Here is a 17,552-nt window from a genome sequence, read left to right as displayed (position 1 = left end):
GACGATTGGTTCGAAGATACGCAAAAAAGCCGACCTGCCTAAATGGCGGTCAGCTTTTTTGTCTCCACTCGTTAATCAAGGAGTCTGTATTTTCGCGAAACGCTTGTTGTTTTCAAGATGCTTTGATCCGAAGTCCCCGGGCGGACAACAGGGAATACCCGCTCAACCAGCCCATTAAACTCCATAATGTAGTTTTGAACGGGATACCCCATCTCATCGTCCTTCATATAAGCGGCCATTCTTCCCGCAAACTCTGGATTAGCCGATACATACACATGCTGGACATTCGGTCTTAATTCTTTGACCATAGTGGCGATTTGCGCCTTGAGTTCTTCCGTAAGCTTATCTTCTCCAGTAGACATGCTGCTCATTCGTTTGCCCGCCGCTGCGCCATCCTTGCTGAACAAGCCAAGATGGGTACGGCCGATCTGCTGCGGACTATTATGCGATTGAGCTTGCGATTGCATCGATAATCCGCCATCGTCCAAGGATACAGCGACATAAGCGCTATAATCGGTCAGCATAACAGACGATGATTGAATCGCGTCGATTTCGGTTAACTTATGAGCGATAGCACGGCTTGCTTCGATACGGTAGTTTTTATGAGATCCGATTACATTATTGCTTCCCAAAGGTTTTCCATTCACCCTATTGCGCTCATTCATGCCGTCATCGGCAAAGCGCTTGTCCTTGATTAGCGAGCCGCTTTGATCGTAACGGATCGAGTGTTGGCGGATGTTCTTGTTGCCCAAGTCGCCTTGAAACTCCATTCCGCAGCCGCCAAGCATAGCGCCAAGCACAACGCCAGCCGTCAGCGTCATCATTGTTTTCCGCATTGGCCAACCTCCTGTTCCTGTAATCCATCAGCCTTATTCAGACTTGGCTATAGCGTTTGTCATTCCGCTCACGGCTATACGCCCGTTGACAATTGGCAATATAGCGGCTATATTGTTAGTATCAAGTATTAGTATCTGGTACTAATTTTATGGAAAGAGGTGTTCTGCATGACATCATCGATATCCAACGAAGCTCAGCCCCTGCTCTCCAACAGCGTCATTACTGCTATTGGCACCTATGTGCCTGAACGCAGGCTGACGAATGACGATCTTGCCGCTATGGTGGATACGAACGACGAATGGATCGTGCAGCGGACCGGCATCAAGGAACGCCGCGTCGCTGCGGAGAACGAGTTCACGACGGATCTTATCGCAAAAGCAATTGACAATATGGTGGAACGATATGGCTCCGATCTAAGCGACGTTGACTATATAATCGCTGCTACGTCCACTCCGGATACGATATTCCCGAGCGTAGCAGCATCGGTACAATCCAGGTTTCCTATCCGTCAATGCGGATCCATTGATATTCAAGCCGCTTGTGCCGCCTTCACTGCCGCCTTGCAGTTGGCGAACGGACTGCTCCTGTCGGGCATGTACCGAAAGGTGCTTGTCGTTGCGGCGGACGCTTTGACGAAGATTACGGACTACACAGACCGTACCACATGCATCCTGTTCGGGGACGGCGCAGGCGCGGTACTGATGGAACGCGCGGCGGATGGCAGGGGAGCTATTCTTGGCGCTTATTCCGATACCGAAGGTGATGGCGGCAAACATGTGTATTTAAGCAACCTTGCCCCTTCCATCGGCGACTTCTCCATTCAGACTCACGGCAAGCTTGTCCAGAACGGCAGAGAGGTCTATCGCTGGGCCATCAGCCAAGTATCGGAAGGAATCAGCGCATTGCTGAGGCAATGTGACCTGAAGCCGGGAGACATCGACTGGTTCGTGCCGCATAATGCCAATCAGCGAATCATTGACGCGTTATGCGAGCGGGTCGGATTCCGTGAAGACCAGGCTTTGTCCAGCATAGCCAAATATGGCAATACCTCTGCGGCTTCCATTCCGCTTGCGCTTGACGATGCGGTGCGAGACGGGCGGGTGAAAGCCGGCGATACGCTTCTGCTGCATGGCTTTGGCGGTGGACTGACGCAAGCGGGCGTCGTGCTGCGCTGGCACCTGGCATAAAACAAAAAAGGATGGCCCGCCTGCTAGGCCGGATCATCCTTTTTTATTTTCTCAGACGAAATGACTTGCGACTCAACATCGAAATCTAAGCCGATCTTGGCGATCCGTCCCATCATCTGAATCATGCTGCTCCATCGTGTACATGGAATCGATATGACAACAAAAAGCTTTCGCTATACAGCTCACGCCGTGAATCGACCCGGGGAAAAAGCTGCAAGCTGATCTGCTGGTGCCTGGCCGTCCAACAGATCGCAGACCAGCATCGCCGTGGCCGGACTAAGCAGAATGCCATTGCGATAGTGCCCCGCCGCCATAATTGCGCCCGGCTTGCCATCGACGCTGCCGATTAGCGGCATGCCGTCCATGGTGGCCGGTCTAAGCCCGGCCCACCGATGCGCGGTATCCCGGCCTGCGAGCTGCGGCAGCCAGCGCTCGCTTGCCCTGATCAGCCGCTGAATGCCGCGATCCGTAACCGATGAATCGAATCCGGCCACATCCTCGGATGCGCCACAGACCATTCGTCCAATCGGCTTATTCACCCAGTAAGCCTGACTGGAGAAGACCATATGGCGCAAATCGTCAGGCATGCTCTCATAAGAGCAAATTTGCCCGCGAATGGGATGTACAGGAATGGCAATGCCAAGCCAGCGCTCAAGCGCCCCTGACCAAGCCCCTGAACATATGACGATCCGATCGGCATTGATCTCGGGAAGTAATGACATTCTCACTGTAACGCCCGAAGACTGGCTGAACGCCAAGTCAAGCAAATGTCCTGCATGACCGTACAGCTGCCCACCGAGCCTGCGGCATGCAATCTCCAGCGCCGCAACCAGGCTAGGCGCGTAGATATGGCTCTCCTCCGGGCAGTACAGGGCAGCTGCGATATCATGCGAAAGCCCCGGCTCCAGCTTACGCAGCGCTTCCCCCTTGACCAGCTCTGCCCTGGCTCCCCATTCATTATGCCATCGGATTCGGGATTGCAGAGGAAGCAGATCCGCTTCATGCCGATACACATTCAGGCTTCCGCATCTGACCCAATCGGTCTTCATGCCGGATAGTTCCTCTACCTTGCCATTCCAGCTCTCATACAGCCTCAAGCTATCAAGGCATAACCGGAAGAAGGCATCCGGCTGATCCGTATTCTCCGAATAGGGAGCCAGCATGCCGGCTGCCGCGCCAGACGCTTGGCCTCCGAATGCGCCGGTTTCCACTACGCTGACCTCGTACCCTCTAAGCGCAGCTTCGAAGGCGCAAGACAAGCCGATGATGCCGCCGCCAAGAATGATAACCGACTGCGGCATCAATAGCCCTCCCCTGTGGAGCTCATAGCCGGATGCCGGAATAATGAGCCTGCCGGATCGCTGCTTGCCGAAGCGTATCTCTTCTTAGGTATTCTGCCCGCTTCATAGGCGAGCCTGCCGGCTTCAATTGCCATGGCGAAGGCTCGCGCCATCCTCACAGGATCCTTAGCTTTGGCTACCGGCGTATTCGCCAGAATCGCCGAGGCGCCCAGCTCCATCGCTTCTGCGGCATCCTTCGGCGATCCGATGCCGGCATCCACAATGACTGGCACCTTCGCTTCCTCGATAATCAGCCCCAGGTTATAAGGATTAAGCAAGCCTAGCCCTGTGCCGATAGGCGAAGCACCAGGCATAACTGCGGCCGCTCCCGCTTCCTCCAGCCTTTTGCAAAGAATAGGGTCATCGGACGTATAAGGCAGCGCGACAAATCCTTCTTTGGCTAATAGCTCCGTTGCCTTTAACGTCTCAATCGGATCGGGCAGAAGCGTCACCGGACTGCCGCTTATCTCAATCTTGATCCAATTGCCCAGGCCTGCCTCCCGCGCCAGTCTGGCAATCCGCACCGCTTCCTCTGCAGTGCTGGCCCCTGATGTATTAGGCAGAAAATGAAGTCCCCTCTCCTCCAGATGCTGCAGGATCGAATCATCCTCATAGCTGTCGAGATCAACCCGCCGCACCGCAAAGGTGATCACCTCAACTCCCGATGCATCAAGCGCCTGCTGCATCACTGCCGGACTTGGAAAGCGACCCGTGCCCAGGAAAAAGCGGGAGCGAAGCTCCCTCCCTCCAAGCCGAAGGACAGCCGTATCATAACTTGCCAACATGCTGTTAGCCCCCTCCAACAAATTGTATCAGCTCGATGTCCACACCGGATTGGATCGCCGTATCCGCCCACATGCCTTTGGAGACGATAACGCCGTTCAGCTCGGCAACAATCCGTTTATGGCCTTGCCCCAGCTCCCTCACCAGCTCCTCCAGATTGCCTGCCGAAGTCTGGTGTTTCTCGCCGTTTAATTTGATCGTCGTTACAGCATTTCTCTCTATTGCTTTGCAACGGCCAATCTTCTCCAGGAACGAGCGGCAAGCATCTGCCGGGTCTTCGCTTCCCACAATAGCGGATACTGCGCACAAACGGCGGGCTCCAGCTTCCAATACCAGATCCGCATTATCGAGCGTAATGCCGCCGATCGCCACGAACGGAATGCGAATATGCTCTGCAGCCTCCGTCACATAAGAAGTGGTCACAGCCGCTCTTCCGGGCTTCGTATCTGTCGGATAGACGGGTCCGACGCCAATATAGTCTGCCCCGTCCCGCTCCGCCTTCAGCGCTTGCTCCAGGTTGTGCGTCGATACGCCGATCAGCTTGCCCGGTCCGAGCAGTCTCCGGGCTTCCGCAATCGGCATATCGTCTTGGCCGATATGAACGCCGTCCGCATCAACCTGAATCGCAATATCGACGTAGTCGTTCACAATAAACGGGACACCGTACCTCCTTGTCAGCTCCCGCAGCGCTGCCGCTTCTTGCAGCACGCTCTCCCACGGACCCGTCTTATTCCGAAGCTGCAGAATATCCGCTCCTCCAATCAGCGTCTGCTCCATCACCTCGACTAAGTCTTTGCCGGGATGATTGGAGGAAGCGGTAATGACGTATAGTTCAAAGTCGCTCCATGGCTTCTCTGTCACGTTGTTGCCCCCTCTCTGGCCTGTGCTTCAAGGCCTGGTCAAGTAGAATGAACACAGCTGCAGCGCTCTTGCAGGATCGGCAACACCCTGTACCAGCACGCGGCCATCCGGGAACAGCACCAATCTCTCACTCTCCGGCAGCTCTACCTTTAGCAAATACCGATTAGCTTTATATTCATATCCCAGCCGCTCGAACGTTTCTCTCCACTTCTCCAGTTGGAACGTCACGGGAAGCGTTACCTGCACGGAATCTCTGCCGCATAAGGCAACTGCTGCTGTATGGCACCAGGAAGCTGATGATGATCCGGCTTCACTTTCCTTCCCTGCCTGCATTTGCTCATGCGAAGTCATGTCCCTTTTAGCAATTACCCTTCCGCATATCGGGCATCCAGCGGAGCGCCCGGGCAGTGCAGATTCGCGTACAGAGAAGGTCCATAAATCTGCCGCAATCCAGCTTTTACGGATAGCGTCCCGGTTCCCGCTTAACCATTTGACTGCTTCGACCGCTTGCAGCGATGCGACAAACTCGACGGACGAAGACAGGACACCGGCTGTATCGCAGTTTTGGCCTTCCTCCGCGTCCGCCTCTTCGCCGATCAAGCAGCGCAGGCAGCAGGTCTCGCCCGGCACAAGCGCCGCGCTCATTCCCTGCGAGCCCGCAACCCCTCCGTATATAAACGGAATGCCGCGCGCAAAACACGCTTCGCTCAGCAGCAGCCGCGTCGCGGCGTTATCCGTACCGTCCAGCACAATATCCGCGCCTTCTAGCGGTGCTGCCAGATTATGATGATTAACATCCATGACAAGAGCCTCGATCTCAATGCTTCCGTTAATGGCACGTAGCTTATCAGCGGCGGCGACAGCCTTGGGGAGCATCGACAGCGCATCCGCTTCGTTGAACAGCACCTGCCGCTGCAGATTGCTCGGCTCCACGAAGTCGCGGTCAACGATTCTCACCTTGCCTACACCCGCCCTTGTCAGATGCTGGGCCAATGATGCTCCAAGCGCGCCGCAGCCTACAATAAGCGCCTGTGCCTCAGCCAGCTTTGCTTGCCCCGCCGTCCCAATGGGGGCGAACCTGATTTGCCGGTCATACCGGTCCGCCCATAAGTCATTTCCTTGCTTATGCATAAATGGAGCTGCCTGCCGCTTTGAACGCATCCGCCTTCTCTTTCATGCCGGCTTCAATGGCATCCGCCGTCTCCATTCCGTTCTGAGCTGCGTATTCCCGAATATCCTGCGTAATGCGCATGCTGCAGAACTTCGGTCCGCACATGGAGCAGAAATGCGCGGACTTTGCCGCTTCCGCAGGCAAGGTCTCATCATGGTACGCCATGGCGCGCTCCGGATCGAGCGAAAGGTGGAACTGGTCGCGCCAGCGGAATTCGAAGCGCGCTTTGGACAAAGCATCATCACGCACCTTCGCGCGCGGATGCCCTTTGGCCAGGTCGGCCGCATGCGCCGCGATTTTGTACGTGATGACCCCTTCCTTCACATCCTCCTTGTTCGGCAAGCCCAAGTGCTCCTTTGGCGTAACATAGCAAAGCATCGCCGTGCCGAACCAGCCGATCATCGCCGCGCCGATGGCAGACGTAATATGGTCATAACCAGGAGCAATATCCGTCGTCAGCGGACCAAGCGTATAGAATGGCGCTTCGTCGCATACTTCCAGTTGGCGGGTCATGTTCTCCTTGATCAGATGCATCGGCACATGGCCAGGGCCTTCGATCATCACCTGCACGTCATGCTTCCAAGCAATCTTCGTCAGCTCGCCAAGCGTATCCAGCTCTGCGAATTGAGCTTCGTCATTCGCATCCGCTATCGATCCGGGGCGGAGGCCGTCGCCCAAGGAGAAAGACACATCGTATTGCTTCATGATCTGGCAGATTTCATCGAAGTGCGTATACAAGAAGTTTTCCTTGTGATGCGCCAGGCACCAAGCCGCCATAATGGAGCCGCCGCGCGATACAATGCCGGTCACCCGCTTCGCCGTAAGCGGGATATACCGCAGCAGCACGCCCGCATGGATCGTGAAGTAATCCACGCCCTGCTCCGCCTGCTCGATCAGCGTGTCCCGGAAGACTTCCCAGCTTAGATCCTCCGCTTTGCCGTTTACCTTCTCCAGGGCTTGATAGATCGGCACCGTTCCGACCGGCACCGGAGAGTTGCGGATGATCCACTCCCTTGTCGTATGTATGTTTTTGCCGGTGGACAAATCCATAATCGTATCGGCGCCCCAGCGGGTCGCCCACGTCATCTTCTCTACTTCTTCCTCGATTGAGGATGCGACGGCAGAGTTGCCGATATTGGCATTGATCTTGACATGGAACGCGCGGCCGATAATCATCGGCTCGCTCTCCGGATGATTGATATTGGCCGGAATAATGGCACGTCCTGCCGCTATCTCATCCCGTACGAACGTCGGAGACATGCCTTCCCGGATCGCGATGTATTCCATCTCCGGCGTCACGGTGCCTTGGCGGGCATAATGCAGCTGGGTAACATTGCGCCCTTCCTTGGCGCGAAGAGGCCGATGCGTCAAATTCGGGAACAGCTCCGCCCCCTTTTCGCGGGCTCTCTCCTCGTTCGAAAATCCATTATCCTCCGGCCGCACCTCGCGCCCGTCGTACCGCTCCACATCAAGACGGCCTGTAATCCAGCCCTCGCGCAGCTTCGGCAATCCGGCGCGCACATCCGCCGTGTAGGAAGTATCCGTATAAGGCCCGCTTGAATCATAGACGAGGACAGGCTCGTTCGGCAGCTCTTCCCCGTTGCGGCCTTGGCTTGGCGTCAGCGCAATCTCCCGCATGGGCACGCTGATCGTTGGACTTGAGCCCTGCACATAGATTTTCCGGCTTCCCGGCAGTGGTGTTGTCAACATAACAAAAAACCTCCTAAATGGAATAATGGAATTCCACCTGGAGGCATACGCAGACATATAAGAAAGTTTAGAGGACGCTGCCGCGGACATCAGGCCGATGATCTTGCAGCACACAGCCCCTAAGGGACGTGCGCAGGCTGTCATGGCACATAGCATACGTTACCGCGCGCGTTATATTCGGCTTCCGCAAGTGAAGCCGATTGTCCCACTTTCCTACGCTGGCATGACCCAGATCAGGTTCAAAGGGACCAAAGCAAATGCTTTATCTCAGCCTCACGGCGCCCCTAGTGGATTTCCTTGTTAGACACTATACCGCTGAACGTTAGCGGGTGTCAACCTCTGTTACAATTTGATTTTTTGCTGGAACAATCCGGCCTGCCTTGCCGCCATGTAGATAATGACGACCAAAGGACCGATAAATACGCCGATTACGCCGACCAGCTTGAAGCCTACATAAAGGCTTATCAGAGCAGACAAAGCGCCGATTCCGACCGAATCGCCCAATATTTTCGGCTCAATAATGCGGCGGAACACCGTAATGAACAGGAACAGCACAATAAGCCCGATTCCCGTATACAAATCGCCCGTCAACAGCAGATACGACGCCCACGGTACAAGCACAGAGCCCGTGCCCAGAATCGGCAAAATATCTACGACGATAATCAGCAGCGCGATAGCCATCGGATATTTCACATCCAGAATAAGCAATCCCGCAAGCGAAATGATGTACGTGAGGCCGCTCAAAATAATTTGCGAGCGCAGAAACCCGAAAATCGACTTTTTGAGATTGTTCAGTACCTGATCGACCTGCGAGCGGGAAGACTCGTCGAAGAACGACAGCACCGTCGCCTTCATCGTGTTCAGGCTGAAGCTGAACATGTACACGGCCACGAGGAATACGATAAAGAAAATAAACATGCCCGGCAGCGTAGAAGCAAAAGCGACAACGGTCGAAGACAGCTTGCCGACCATTGACGTGATCGTGTCAGTCAGCTTCATCAAGTAATTTTCCAGCGTCGCAACCGCATCAGGCGGCAGGTTCTGATACAAGCCTCTTGCATCGACCAGAAGCTGGTCAACATATTCGCTCGCATTCTCAAAGTAATGCGGCACCTTCTCCAGGAAAGCGATCAGCTCCGCTATTATCTTGATGCCCAGCAAGACGATGAGTCCGATCAATATAACCGTAAACAGCGTGCTTGATATGATAGCGGCGACGAGCCGGTTCACCTTAAGGCGCTTCATGAAAAATCCGTTCAGCGGCTCGAGGAATATAGCTACCACAAGCGCCAGCAGGAACGGAGCACCTACCGTAAACATCAAATAAATCAAGAGCAGACCGACTGCAATCAGCACAATCGCCCGTATGGACATCCCGTATCCCTCCTTACTCTAGTACTATTCAAGTATGGCACTTCTCATGTGAAAATTAACATCCTTGTAGTACATATCTTTGACAAGCAGGTTGGGACCGCAGCACGATGCCGCCGGACAATGGCAATTTACGCCCTCAGCCAGCGGATGCTGAAGCCATCTATCGAATAAATCGTCAAGCCTTGAATCGGCAATGTTGCCAAAGGACGGCACATCGGAGAAATCCGTTACGAACACTTCTCCAGAGAACAAATTGACATTCAGCCGGTTGCGTCCGTCGGGATCGTTCCGCACCGTTACGTTCGGCTCCTTGGCAAGGCGCGAGAGCAGCTCGCGCTCTCCCTTGTCGTCGCTGCAGCGGTAGAAAGGCAGCGTTCCGAACAGCATCCATACATCGGGATTGCGCGCACTCAGCAGAAGCTCAATCGAACGGCGCATCTGCTCCCTCGTAATGACTGGCAGATCCTTGGCGAATGAGCTTGGATACATCGGATGGACTTCATGGCGCTGGCAGCCCATCTCCACAATCAGCCGATGAATTTCGTCAATTTTGTCATGAGTCCGGTAATTGATCATGGATTCCGCGGATACAAGCACACCTGCTTCGCTCAATCGGCGCGCATTGTCTATCATCCGGTCATACAGCCTGGCTGCGGCATCACGCGATACGCTATGGCCCGCCTTCGCGAAGCCGATCTGGTGGAATTCATCCGCATTCGTGTAATTGAACGAGATATGCATCACGTCCAGATAAGGAGCAAGCTGCTCATAGCGGCTGTACGGCAAGGTCACATTGGAGTTGATCTGCGAGCGGATGCCTCTGCTGCGGGCATACTTCAGAAGCGGAACCATGTAGTCCCTGACAGTGCTGCCCGAGAATGTCGGTTCGCCGCCCGTAATGCTGATCGTCTCCAGATGCTCCACTTCATCCAAACGGCGAATCATATCCTGCAGCGGGATTTTATCCGGCTCCGCCATCACAAGCGTATCGCCTACAGCGCAATGCTCGCAGCGCATATTGCACAAATTCGTAACCGTCATCTCAACGCTCGTCAAACGATGTCTGCCGAACTTGCGAATGGATCGAATCGGGTCCCACGGGTCATTGGCGGGGGTTAAAGGGGCAAGCCGAGCAGCGGCTATGTCCCGAAGTTGGTTATTTTCCGTATGTAGCATGTTCATCTAGTTCAACACCTGACTTCTTAATCTCGTAAACGTATATCTCTATCATTGTAATGTCAGACGGTGCAGGAAGCAAATCAGAAAACCCCAATAGAAAAAGGGGCCTTGCGGCCCCTTCCGAATCCCATCCAAATGAGTCAAATGCCGGATACAAGCGGCACATTCTGCTCCTCGTCGTTTACGCCGGTAATCATAACGGTCAGCTGCTTCGACAAATCCACCTCGTATGGAACTTTCAGCTCTTCGCCCGCTTCATTGTACAGAACGCGAACGATAGGCCGGTGCGGATAGCTGTTGTTCAGATCGACCACTACGCCTCTCTCGCCCGTATGAAGCTTGACAGAGATTCCGATCGGATAAATGGCTACCTTGTCGCGGAACAGCTGGAGCATCCGCTGCTCATACAGCGTTCCAGAACCGGCGTACAGCCTCTCCATCGCATCGTGGGGAAGCATCGGCGCGCGATAGACCCGGTTGGTCGTCATGGCATCATAGGAGTCTACAAGGCCGATCCACTTCGCGTAATCGTGAATTTCGTCGCCCTTGATGCCTCTTGGATACCCGCTTCCGTCCAGACGCTCGTGATGCTGGAATGCGCAATGCGCCACCAGCAGCGGCAAATTCGGCTCATCCTTGAGCAGCTCATAGCCCAGCTGAGCATGCCGCTTCATCATTTCAAACTCGTCAACGTTAAGCGAGCCCGGCTTCTTCAGCACATTCGTCGAGATTTGTGTCTTGCCGATATCATGCAGCAGCGCTCCCATGCCGAGCATCATCACTTCGTCCCGCGAATAGCCGCTCGACAAGCCCAGCAGCGTCGTATAGACGCATACGTTCAGCGAATGCTGGAACAAATAGTGGTCCACCGTCCCCATGTTCATCAGCATGATCATCGCATCTTTATGGTTGGACAAGTCATCCATAATGGAATTCATCAGGTTCTTGAACGGCTGGGCGATATATGGGTACGTCACGCCCTTCCGCCGCTTCGGCCGATCCATCATCTCGCGGAAGTTCGTGCGGATTTCCTTGATCGCCATCCGGAATGTGTCCTCGGTAATAAGGGTCGGCAGTTCAACGTCCGCCGTCCTAGGATCTTCAATATATACATATTGAACGCCGCATTGCTCAAGCCGCGCAATGAGACGTGTCGTCAACTCCATATGATTGCTAAGAAGGACAATACCGTCTTCGGAAAAAATCTTCTTGGCCAGCTTCATCCCAGGCGCACATTGCGAAATCGGTAGCAAACGCATTTTCTCGGTCCTTCCCCATTTATGTCGTCATACAATATTTATCGGAGTAAACCGCTTTTATTGTTAATTTACGTGAAAATGCGCAAGATTTCAACCATTTTATCCTATTTTTTCGACAGAAAACGCCAATTTATCGTTTTATTGCGACATTTTTACTCCAGCGCTCTCCATTTGAGCTGATGACAGCTCGACAAGGCGCTTTCGGACAGGAGCTCGCCGGCAATAATATCCCGTATAAATTCGGGCAAATAGAACGTATAGCTCTCGCCGTTGGCCAGCGATTCATAACCCGCCCGGAAGCTGAACATGTCGATGGAGCCGACCGAATAGATCCTCTCCTCCGAGAACGGCTCTCCATTTACAGTAATCGCAATAATCCGCTGCATAGGGGGACGGCTGGCATCATAGGTAACGGACAGCCCGTCTACGGCGAGCATGCCCAGCACTTCTCCCCTGAAGCCGAAGCCTCTGATCGGCTTAAATACATATTCGTCCAGCAGCGACTGCTCCAGCGCTTCCCGCAGATGGGCTCCGGCAATCATCATACGGCAAGGATTAATGGGGGATGGGCACAATGCATGCAGCTCACCCGCCGATACATCGCCTATCGCCAGGCCTCCAAGCAATTGCCCCGCGTTCACGATGCCAATCTCCGCATCGGCATGCCGCCGCAAACCAGCTGCAAGCAGATTAGGAAGCGCAGATTCCCGGTCCACACGCGCAGGCAGCGGGTGAACCAGCGTCGCAAGCACCTTGCCGAGCCGCTGCTTCGCGTCCTCGCCATATGTGCGAATGATTGCTTCCGCTTCCGGCCTTTCCGGATACGCACCAGTCGGCAGACAGCAAGCGCTGAATACCGGCTTGCCCGTCTCGGAGTCAATCCGAATCTCGACCCGTCCGACATAATCGCCGAACTTGCCGGCAGCGCATAGCGTAGTCTGGCCTATTACAATCGGCTCTTCAAGCAAGTGATGGGTATGTCCCCCTAATATCAAATCGATGCCCGGAATTTCCTCCGCCATCTGCCGGTCCAGCGGCAAGCCCAAGTGAGACATGACGACCATAACGTCGCAACGGCTCCGAAGCTCACGGACTTGTTCCCTGATCGCATCAAGCGGCGGGGTCGTCGTCCACCCCAGCAGCTTGTAGAACGGAGCATAGTTCGCTGTTGCGCCCACCAGTCCGATGCTTAGGCCATTCTTCTCCACAATCATAGCCGGCTGCATCCACTCCGGCCGCTCTCCCGTACTGTCTAGCGCCATATTGGCGCACACGACTGCAAATCGCGATGGAGAACTGTACAATTCGTGCAAGGCTGCGCCCGTATACGTCAGCCCTTCGTTATTGCCGAGCGTAATCGCTTCATAGCCTGCCTCCTGAAGCAGCGCCAGATTCACTCTGCCTTCGCTGCCTTCCGTCTCCATGCGCATGCGATCCATGTGATCGCCGATATCGACGGCAAGGACGCGGTCTGCCCCTATTACTCTGCGCTCGTCGGCAATAATTGCGGCGATGCGGGCGGCATTCTCCAACCGGCTATGAATATCATTGCTGTGCAGAAGCACTACTTGTGCATCATTGGCTTCCGTCAACTTTAACCAGCCTCCCTATCGCAGCCATCTGATCCGTATTCTAAACCTTAGCCGCCGATCTGTGACATGCGCCGCTCCGTCGGAACATGCGACAGCGCCGTATCGGCAAGCTTCGCCGCCATCTCGTGATTTTCCGGCTTAATATCCATTGCCTTGGCGAACATCTCTTGCATCGCGGCATGATTGCCTAGTGCGCCTTTCACATTCAGCTCATCCATCCAATACAGGCATGGCTTCAAATTGCCGTCAGCTGTCAAGCGCAGCCGGTTGCAGCTCTTGCAGAAATGATCGGATATGGGATGAATAAGCCCGAAGGAGCCTGCGCCGCCTTCGATCTCCCAATCCTCCGAAGGTCCGTTCCCGATCACACCTTCACGCCTTGCAATCGTATACCGTTCGCCCGCAATGTCCAGCACGCGCGAAAGCGGCAAATAATGATTCCTCCAGTTATCATCCGCATGTCCGATCGGCATATATTCAATGAACCGGACATGAAGCGGCTTCTCGTATGCCATTCGCAAAAACTCCGCGATTTCGTCTTCATTCACATTTTTCAGCAGCACACAGTTCAGCTTGATGGGATGGAATCCCGCCTCCGCCGCCGCTTCTATGCCCTCTAGTACTCTGCGCAGCTCGCCGCGCCTCGCGATAAAGGCGAATCTGCCGGGGTCAAGCGTATCTAGACTTATATTGACGCGGGTAAGCCCCGCCTCCTTCAGCGCCTGCGCCTGCTTCGCGAGGAATACCCCGTTGGTTGTCAGCGCAATATCTTCAATGCCGGGAATGGCCGACAATCTGGCTATAAGCTTAGGCAAGTCCGGACGGACAAGCGGCTCGCCTCCCGTAATCCGAAGCTTCGTAATACCCAGCGATGCTCCGGCCTCCACGACTTCAGCAATCTGATCGTACGTAAGCAGATGGGAAGCTTCCGTGAATGCCACACCTTCCTCCGGCATGCAGTAGACGCAGCGCAAATTGCAGCGATCCGTTACCGAGATGCGCAAATAATTGTGCGTTCGACCAAAGCGGTCCTTAAGTGCTTCCATGCTGCTCGCTCCCTTCTATCGTACCTATAAGCATAACATTTTTTTTCGTTATATGGTATTCTAGAGAGGTCTGAACATCATACTTTCGAGAGGTTTACATACATGGAATTTCATTGGAAAATCAAGCTTTTTGCCGGCTTGCAGGAGCGTCTGGCCGCCCCCCAGCTCACGCTTGTGCTGGCGGAAGAACAGATGACCGCCAAAGATCTGAAGGAACGTCTGGCAAGCGCTCATCCGGAGCATGCCGCCATTCTTGCCGTATCGTTCGTAGCCCGCAATCACACTTATGCGGCGGATGAAGCAATCGTCCGCGCCGAGGACGAGCTTGCGCTTCTGCCTCCTGTCTCTGGCGGCCAAGATACGCTGCAGGATGCTGGCGCAGCCGCAGAAGATATGGAGCCCTATATCGTGACAGCAGAACCGATTCAATCTGAAGACGTGCTGCGCAAGGTCATCTCGAAGGAGCATGGCGCCTCCATCGTATTCGTGGGCACTACAAGAGAGTGGACACAAGGCCAGCAGACCGTACGGCTGGAATACGAGGCATATGAGCCTATGGCTGTCGCTACAATGCGCCAGATCGGCGATGAGATCGGCCAGCGTTGGCCGGGGGCGCTATGCGCCATCAGCCATCGTACCGGCGTAGTAGGCCTCGCGGAGATCAGCGTCGTCATCGCCGTTTCTGCCCCGCACCGGGAGAGCTGCTATGAAGCAAGCCGCTATGCCATTGAACGACTGAAGCAGATCGTCCCGATATGGAAGAAAGAAATCTGGGCGGATGGCTCCGAATGGAAAGGCCATCAGCAAGGGCCCTGGAACCCGACCGTTCCTTTGCCAGAATAGCAGGAGGCGCAATCATGACTGACCTCATACAACCATCCGATACCACTGCCAAGCATCCGGCAACCGGCCGCTCCACTATGGAAGAGCGCTATTCCCGCCAAATCCGCTATAGCCGCATCGGCCTGGAAGGACAGAAGCGGCTTCAAGACTCCCGCATCGCAATCGTCGGGATGGGCGCGCTCGGCACCGTGCTCGCCCAGCATTTGGTGAGATCAGGAATTGGGTATACCCGCTTGATTGACCGCGACATCGTAGAATGGAGCAATTTGCAGCGCCAGATGCTCTATACCGAACAGGATGCTCTGCGGTTGCTCCCTAAGGCGGCCGCAGCCGCAGAGCACTTGAGAGCCATCAACAGCTCTGTCACTGTGGAGCCGATTACGGGTGACCTCAACTCGTCTAATGCATCCCAGTGGCTGGAAGGCGTCGATCTGATCCTGGACGGCTCGGATAACTTCTCCGTCCGCTATCTGATCAATGATTACAGCCTGAAGTCCGGCATCCCCTGGATCTACGGGGGAGCTGTTGGCGCGACCGGCATGACCATGACAGTCATTCCCCATGAGACCGCCTGTTATCGATGCTTATTTCCCGAGCCGCCCGCACCGGGCACGACGGATACATGCGATTCTGCCGGCGTTATCTCGCCGATAATCGATATTATCGCTTCGATACAAGCCGCCGAGGCAATCAAGCTGCTCTCCGGCAATCGGGAAGCGCTTCACAGCACACTTTTTCAAGTCGACCTATGGAATCATGCCTGGCTGCCAGTCGGCATCAGCCATGCCCGGAAGGAAGCTTGTCCGGCTTGCGGGATGGGGCAATACGAGTTTCTTGACCAGCAAGACCGCGAGACGGTTGCAACCGCGCTATGCGGCCGCCAGTCCGTGCAGCTTACGCCCGGCCAGTCCGCCAGGCTTGACCTCAGCTCGATGGCCCGCAAGCTGTCTGCGGCCGGCAACGTCTATCAAAATCCCTATCTGCTCAGGTTAGATCTGTCAGGGGGCATGACCTTTGTTTTATTCCCGGATGGACGCGCTATCGTCCAGGGGACCGAAGATACGACAAGAGCAAGGTCGATTTATGCCGAATTATTAGGTATTTAGTTGCATTTGTCAGTCCCTCATATTGCCATTGCGAGAATAGATTGCTACTATTAAAGTTAATTATGCTGCATAGGGCTAACATACTATTATTCAATAGACAATAATTATTAGAGGTGTCTCTATGAGGATTCATGTAACAGATTTGCTAGACGGAGACCTACTTAGCCGCGATATCTTTAATAATTACGGGCTGCATGTGCTCTCCAAGGGAACCATCGTGACGAATGCAGAAATTTCTCGCCTGTTGCAGCATCAAATCGACTTTGTCGATATTGAAGAGCGCACAGCACCTACGCAAAGGAATACGCGTTCCGGGCGAACGATTGAGTCCACGGTCAATCCGAAGTGGCTCCCTAAAGTGCAGCCCATCTATGAAAACGCAGTCAAAAGCTTCGAGAAGTTTTTCTCCTCTGCCGTAGAATCCGGCAAGGTTGACGACAAAGAAGTAACGGCTGTGCTGCAGCCCCTTCTGAACAATCTGCAGCTTGAGCGTGACGTCGTGTCGATGTTGCTGCTGCTTAATACGTCTGACAACTATACGTATCAGCACTCTGCGCAAGTCGGCATGCTTTCGTATTATTTGGCTTCATGGCTCGGCCATTCGGCGACCGAAGCGGCAATGATCGGAAAAGCCGGGTTCCTGCATGACATTGGCAAATGCAAAATAGACGAGGCTATTCTGAATAAGCCGGGCAAGCTTTCCCCGGAAGAGTTCGACGAAGTGAAGCGTCATACCGTATACGGTCACGATATCATTTTGCAATCCTTTAACGATTCCGTACTGGCCGTAGGAGCTCTGCAGCATCATGAACGAATGGACGGAAGCGGTTACCCGCACGGCCTGAAAGGCGAGGAAATCCATCCCGTCTCGAAGATAATCGCAGTTGTCGATATTTATAGCGCTATGATTTCCGCACGTGTCTATCAGAAGGAACGCGATTTGCTCTTCGTATTAAGAGAGCTTCATCGACTAAGCTTCTCTCAGCTCGATCCCGTCACAACCCACACCTTCATCAAGCATATGATTCCCAATTTCATCGGCAAGCATGTGCAGCTCAGCAACGAGGAGACAGATGAGGAAGAATTGGGCATTATCGTCATGACCCATCCGACGGAGTTTTTCCGCCCTCTCGTTCAGATCGGCGACCAGTTCCTCGACCTCACGATCGAGCGCAACTACGAAATCAAGCATGTTTATATCTAATTCATTACATACACGATAGCCCTGCCGCCCATTCTAGGGAGCAGGGCTATCTCCAATTTT

General features: G+C 54.3%; 15 protein-coding genes and 1 riboswitch. Of the genes, 4 read left to right on the top strand and 11 right to left on the bottom strand.

The genetic code is table 11. The annotated features are described in order from the left end of the window. Nucleotides 1-71: 71 nt before the first annotated feature. A complete protein-coding gene (locus D3P09_RS17375; RefSeq protein ID WP_120112589.1) occupies nucleotides 72-836 on the bottom strand; it encodes a YhcN/YlaJ family sporulation lipoprotein in 765 nt (254 codons plus the stop codon). 168 nt (nucleotides 837-1,004) lie between these two features. Here D3P09_RS17375 and D3P09_RS17370 point away from each other — a divergent pair, with 168 nt between their 5' ends. Next, the gene (locus tag D3P09_RS17370; protein WP_120112588.1) at nucleotides 1,005-2,024 is read left to right on the top strand and encodes a ketoacyl-ACP synthase III; all 1,020 of its coding nucleotides are present in this window, start codon (nucleotides 1,005-1,007) and stop codon (nucleotides 2,022-2,024) included. Nucleotides 2,025-2,206: 182 nt separating this feature from the next. On the opposite strand, the gene thiO is transcribed toward D3P09_RS17370, so the two are convergent. The 10 genes from thiO to moaA all read right to left on the bottom strand — a co-directional run bounded on the left by thiO (nucleotide 2,207) and on the right by moaA (nucleotide 14,339). Then, on the bottom strand, nucleotides 2,207-3,325 hold the full coding sequence (thiO, locus tag D3P09_RS17365) for a glycine oxidase ThiO (protein ID WP_120112586.1): 1,119 nt from the start codon (nucleotides 3,323-3,325) through the stop codon (nucleotides 2,207-2,209). Continuing rightward, nucleotides 3,325-4,149, bottom strand: coding sequence for a thiazole synthase (locus D3P09_RS17360; RefSeq protein WP_120112585.1), 825 nt, complete (start codon nucleotides 4,147-4,149; stop codon nucleotides 3,325-3,327). The genes thiO and D3P09_RS17360 overlap by 1 nt, the downstream gene beginning before the upstream one ends. 4 nt (nucleotides 4,150-4,153) lie before the next feature. Next, on the bottom strand, nucleotides 4,154-5,008 hold the full coding sequence (thiE, locus tag D3P09_RS17355) for a thiamine phosphate synthase (RefSeq protein ID WP_243644280.1): 855 nt from the start codon (nucleotides 5,006-5,008) through the stop codon (nucleotides 4,154-4,156). A gap of 27 nt (nucleotides 5,009-5,035) precedes the next feature. After that, nucleotides 5,036-6,139 carry a ThiF family adenylyltransferase gene (locus D3P09_RS17350; RefSeq protein WP_120112583.1) on the bottom strand — a complete coding sequence of 368 codons (1,104 nt, stop codon included), beginning with the start codon at nucleotides 6,137-6,139 and terminating at the stop codon, nucleotides 5,036-5,038. Then, nucleotides 6,132-7,889, bottom strand: coding sequence for a phosphomethylpyrimidine synthase ThiC (thiC, locus tag D3P09_RS17345; protein ID WP_207892511.1), 1,758 nt, complete (start codon nucleotides 7,887-7,889; stop codon nucleotides 6,132-6,134). Before thiC ends, D3P09_RS17350 begins: the two co-directional genes overlap by 8 nt. 193 nt (nucleotides 7,890-8,082) lie before the next feature. Continuing rightward, nucleotides 8,083-8,185: riboswitch (TPP riboswitch) on the bottom strand. Nucleotides 8,186-8,231: 46 nt separating this feature from the next. Beyond that, on the bottom strand, nucleotides 8,232-9,263 hold the full coding sequence (gene ytvI / locus D3P09_RS17340; RefSeq protein ID WP_120112582.1) for a sporulation integral membrane protein YtvI: 1,032 nt from the start codon (nucleotides 9,261-9,263) through the stop codon (nucleotides 8,232-8,234). 24 nt (nucleotides 9,264-9,287) lie between these two features. Continuing rightward, complete coding sequence (gene yfkAB, locus D3P09_RS17335; RefSeq protein WP_120112580.1) at nucleotides 9,288-10,445, bottom strand: radical SAM/CxCxxxxC motif protein YfkAB; 1,158 nt, start codon at nucleotides 10,443-10,445, stop codon at nucleotides 9,288-9,290. Nucleotides 10,446-10,582: 137 nt separating this feature from the next. Beyond that, nucleotides 10,583-11,701: an HD-GYP domain-containing protein gene (locus D3P09_RS17330; RefSeq protein WP_120112578.1), complete on the bottom strand. Its 1,119-nt coding sequence runs from the start codon at nucleotides 11,699-11,701 to the stop codon at nucleotides 10,583-10,585. 152 nt (nucleotides 11,702-11,853) lie between these two features. Further along, nucleotides 11,854-13,293, bottom strand: coding sequence for a bifunctional metallophosphatase/5'-nucleotidase (locus tag D3P09_RS17325; protein ID WP_120112576.1), 1,440 nt, complete (start codon nucleotides 13,291-13,293; stop codon nucleotides 11,854-11,856). Nucleotides 13,294-13,340: 47 nt separating this feature from the next. Further along, on the bottom strand, nucleotides 13,341-14,339 hold the full coding sequence (gene moaA, locus D3P09_RS17320; RefSeq protein ID WP_120112575.1) for a GTP 3',8-cyclase MoaA: 999 nt from the start codon (nucleotides 14,337-14,339) through the stop codon (nucleotides 13,341-13,343). 102 nt (nucleotides 14,340-14,441) lie between these two features. On the opposite strand from moaA, the gene D3P09_RS17315 reads away from it, so the two are divergent. The 3 genes from D3P09_RS17315 (at nucleotide 14,442) to D3P09_RS17305 (ending at nucleotide 17,492) form a co-directional block, all read left to right on the top strand. Then, nucleotides 14,442-15,182, top strand: coding sequence for a molybdenum cofactor biosynthesis protein (locus D3P09_RS17315; protein WP_120112573.1), 741 nt, complete (start codon nucleotides 14,442-14,444; stop codon nucleotides 15,180-15,182). Nucleotides 15,183-15,196: 14 nt separating this feature from the next. Next, nucleotides 15,197-16,288, top strand: a complete 1,092-nt coding sequence (locus tag D3P09_RS17310) for a ThiF family adenylyltransferase (protein WP_341538296.1) — start codon at nucleotides 15,197-15,199, stop codon at nucleotides 16,286-16,288. 121 nt (nucleotides 16,289-16,409) lie between these two features. Next, nucleotides 16,410-17,492 carry an HD-GYP domain-containing protein gene (locus tag D3P09_RS17305; protein WP_120112572.1) on the top strand — a complete coding sequence of 361 codons (1,083 nt, stop codon included), beginning with the start codon at nucleotides 16,410-16,412 and terminating at the stop codon, nucleotides 17,490-17,492. The last annotated feature ends 60 nt before the right edge of the window (nucleotides 17,493-17,552 follow it).

It is taken from the genome of Paenibacillus pinisoli (assembly GCF_003605435.1).
Lineage (GTDB): Bacteria > Bacillota > Bacilli > Paenibacillales > Paenibacillaceae > Pristimantibacillus > Pristimantibacillus pinisoli.
The sequence above is the reverse complement of the archived record's forward strand: the minus strand, read 5'-3'. Positions and strand labels throughout refer to the sequence as shown.

Bases quoted from the DNA above. Each gene is read 5' to 3' on its own strand.
- D3P09_RS17375 (WP_120112589.1), bottom strand. From the start codon at position 836: ATGCGGAAAACAATGATGACGCTGACGGCTGGCGTTGTGCTTGGCGCT.
- D3P09_RS17370 (WP_120112588.1), top strand. From the start codon at position 1,005: ATGACATCATCGATATCCAACGAAGCTCAGCCCCTGCTCTCCAACAGC.
- thiO (WP_120112586.1), bottom strand. From the start codon at position 3,325: ATGCCGCAGTCGGTTATCATTCTTGGCGGCGGCATCATCGGCTTGTCT.
- D3P09_RS17360 (WP_120112585.1), bottom strand. From the start codon at position 4,149: ATGTTGGCAAGTTATGATACGGCTGTCCTTCGGCTTGGAGGGAGGGAG.
- D3P09_RS17350 (WP_120112583.1), bottom strand. From the start codon at position 6,139: ATGCATAAGCAAGGAAATGACTTATGGGCGGACCGGTATGACCGGCAA.
- thiC (WP_207892511.1), bottom strand. From the start codon at position 7,889: ATGTTGACAACACCACTGCCGGGAAGCCGGAAAATCTATGTGCAGGGC.
- ytvI (WP_120112582.1), bottom strand. From the start codon at position 9,263: ATGTCCATACGGGCGATTGTGCTGATTGCAGTCGGTCTGCTCTTGATT.
- yfkAB (WP_120112580.1), bottom strand. From the start codon at position 10,445: ATGAACATGCTACATACGGAAAATAACCAACTTCGGGACATAGCCGCT.
- D3P09_RS17330 (WP_120112578.1), bottom strand. From the start codon at position 11,701: ATGCGTTTGCTACCGATTTCGCAATGTGCGCCTGGGATGAAGCTGGCC.
- moaA (WP_120112575.1), bottom strand. From the start codon at position 14,339: ATGGAAGCACTTAAGGACCGCTTTGGTCGAACGCACAATTATTTGCGC.
- D3P09_RS17315 (WP_120112573.1), top strand. From the start codon at position 14,442: ATGGAATTTCATTGGAAAATCAAGCTTTTTGCCGGCTTGCAGGAGCGT.
- D3P09_RS17310 (WP_341538296.1), top strand. From the start codon at position 15,197: ATGACTGACCTCATACAACCATCCGATACCACTGCCAAGCATCCGGCA.
- D3P09_RS17305 (WP_120112572.1), top strand. From the start codon at position 16,410: ATGAGGATTCATGTAACAGATTTGCTAGACGGAGACCTACTTAGCCGC.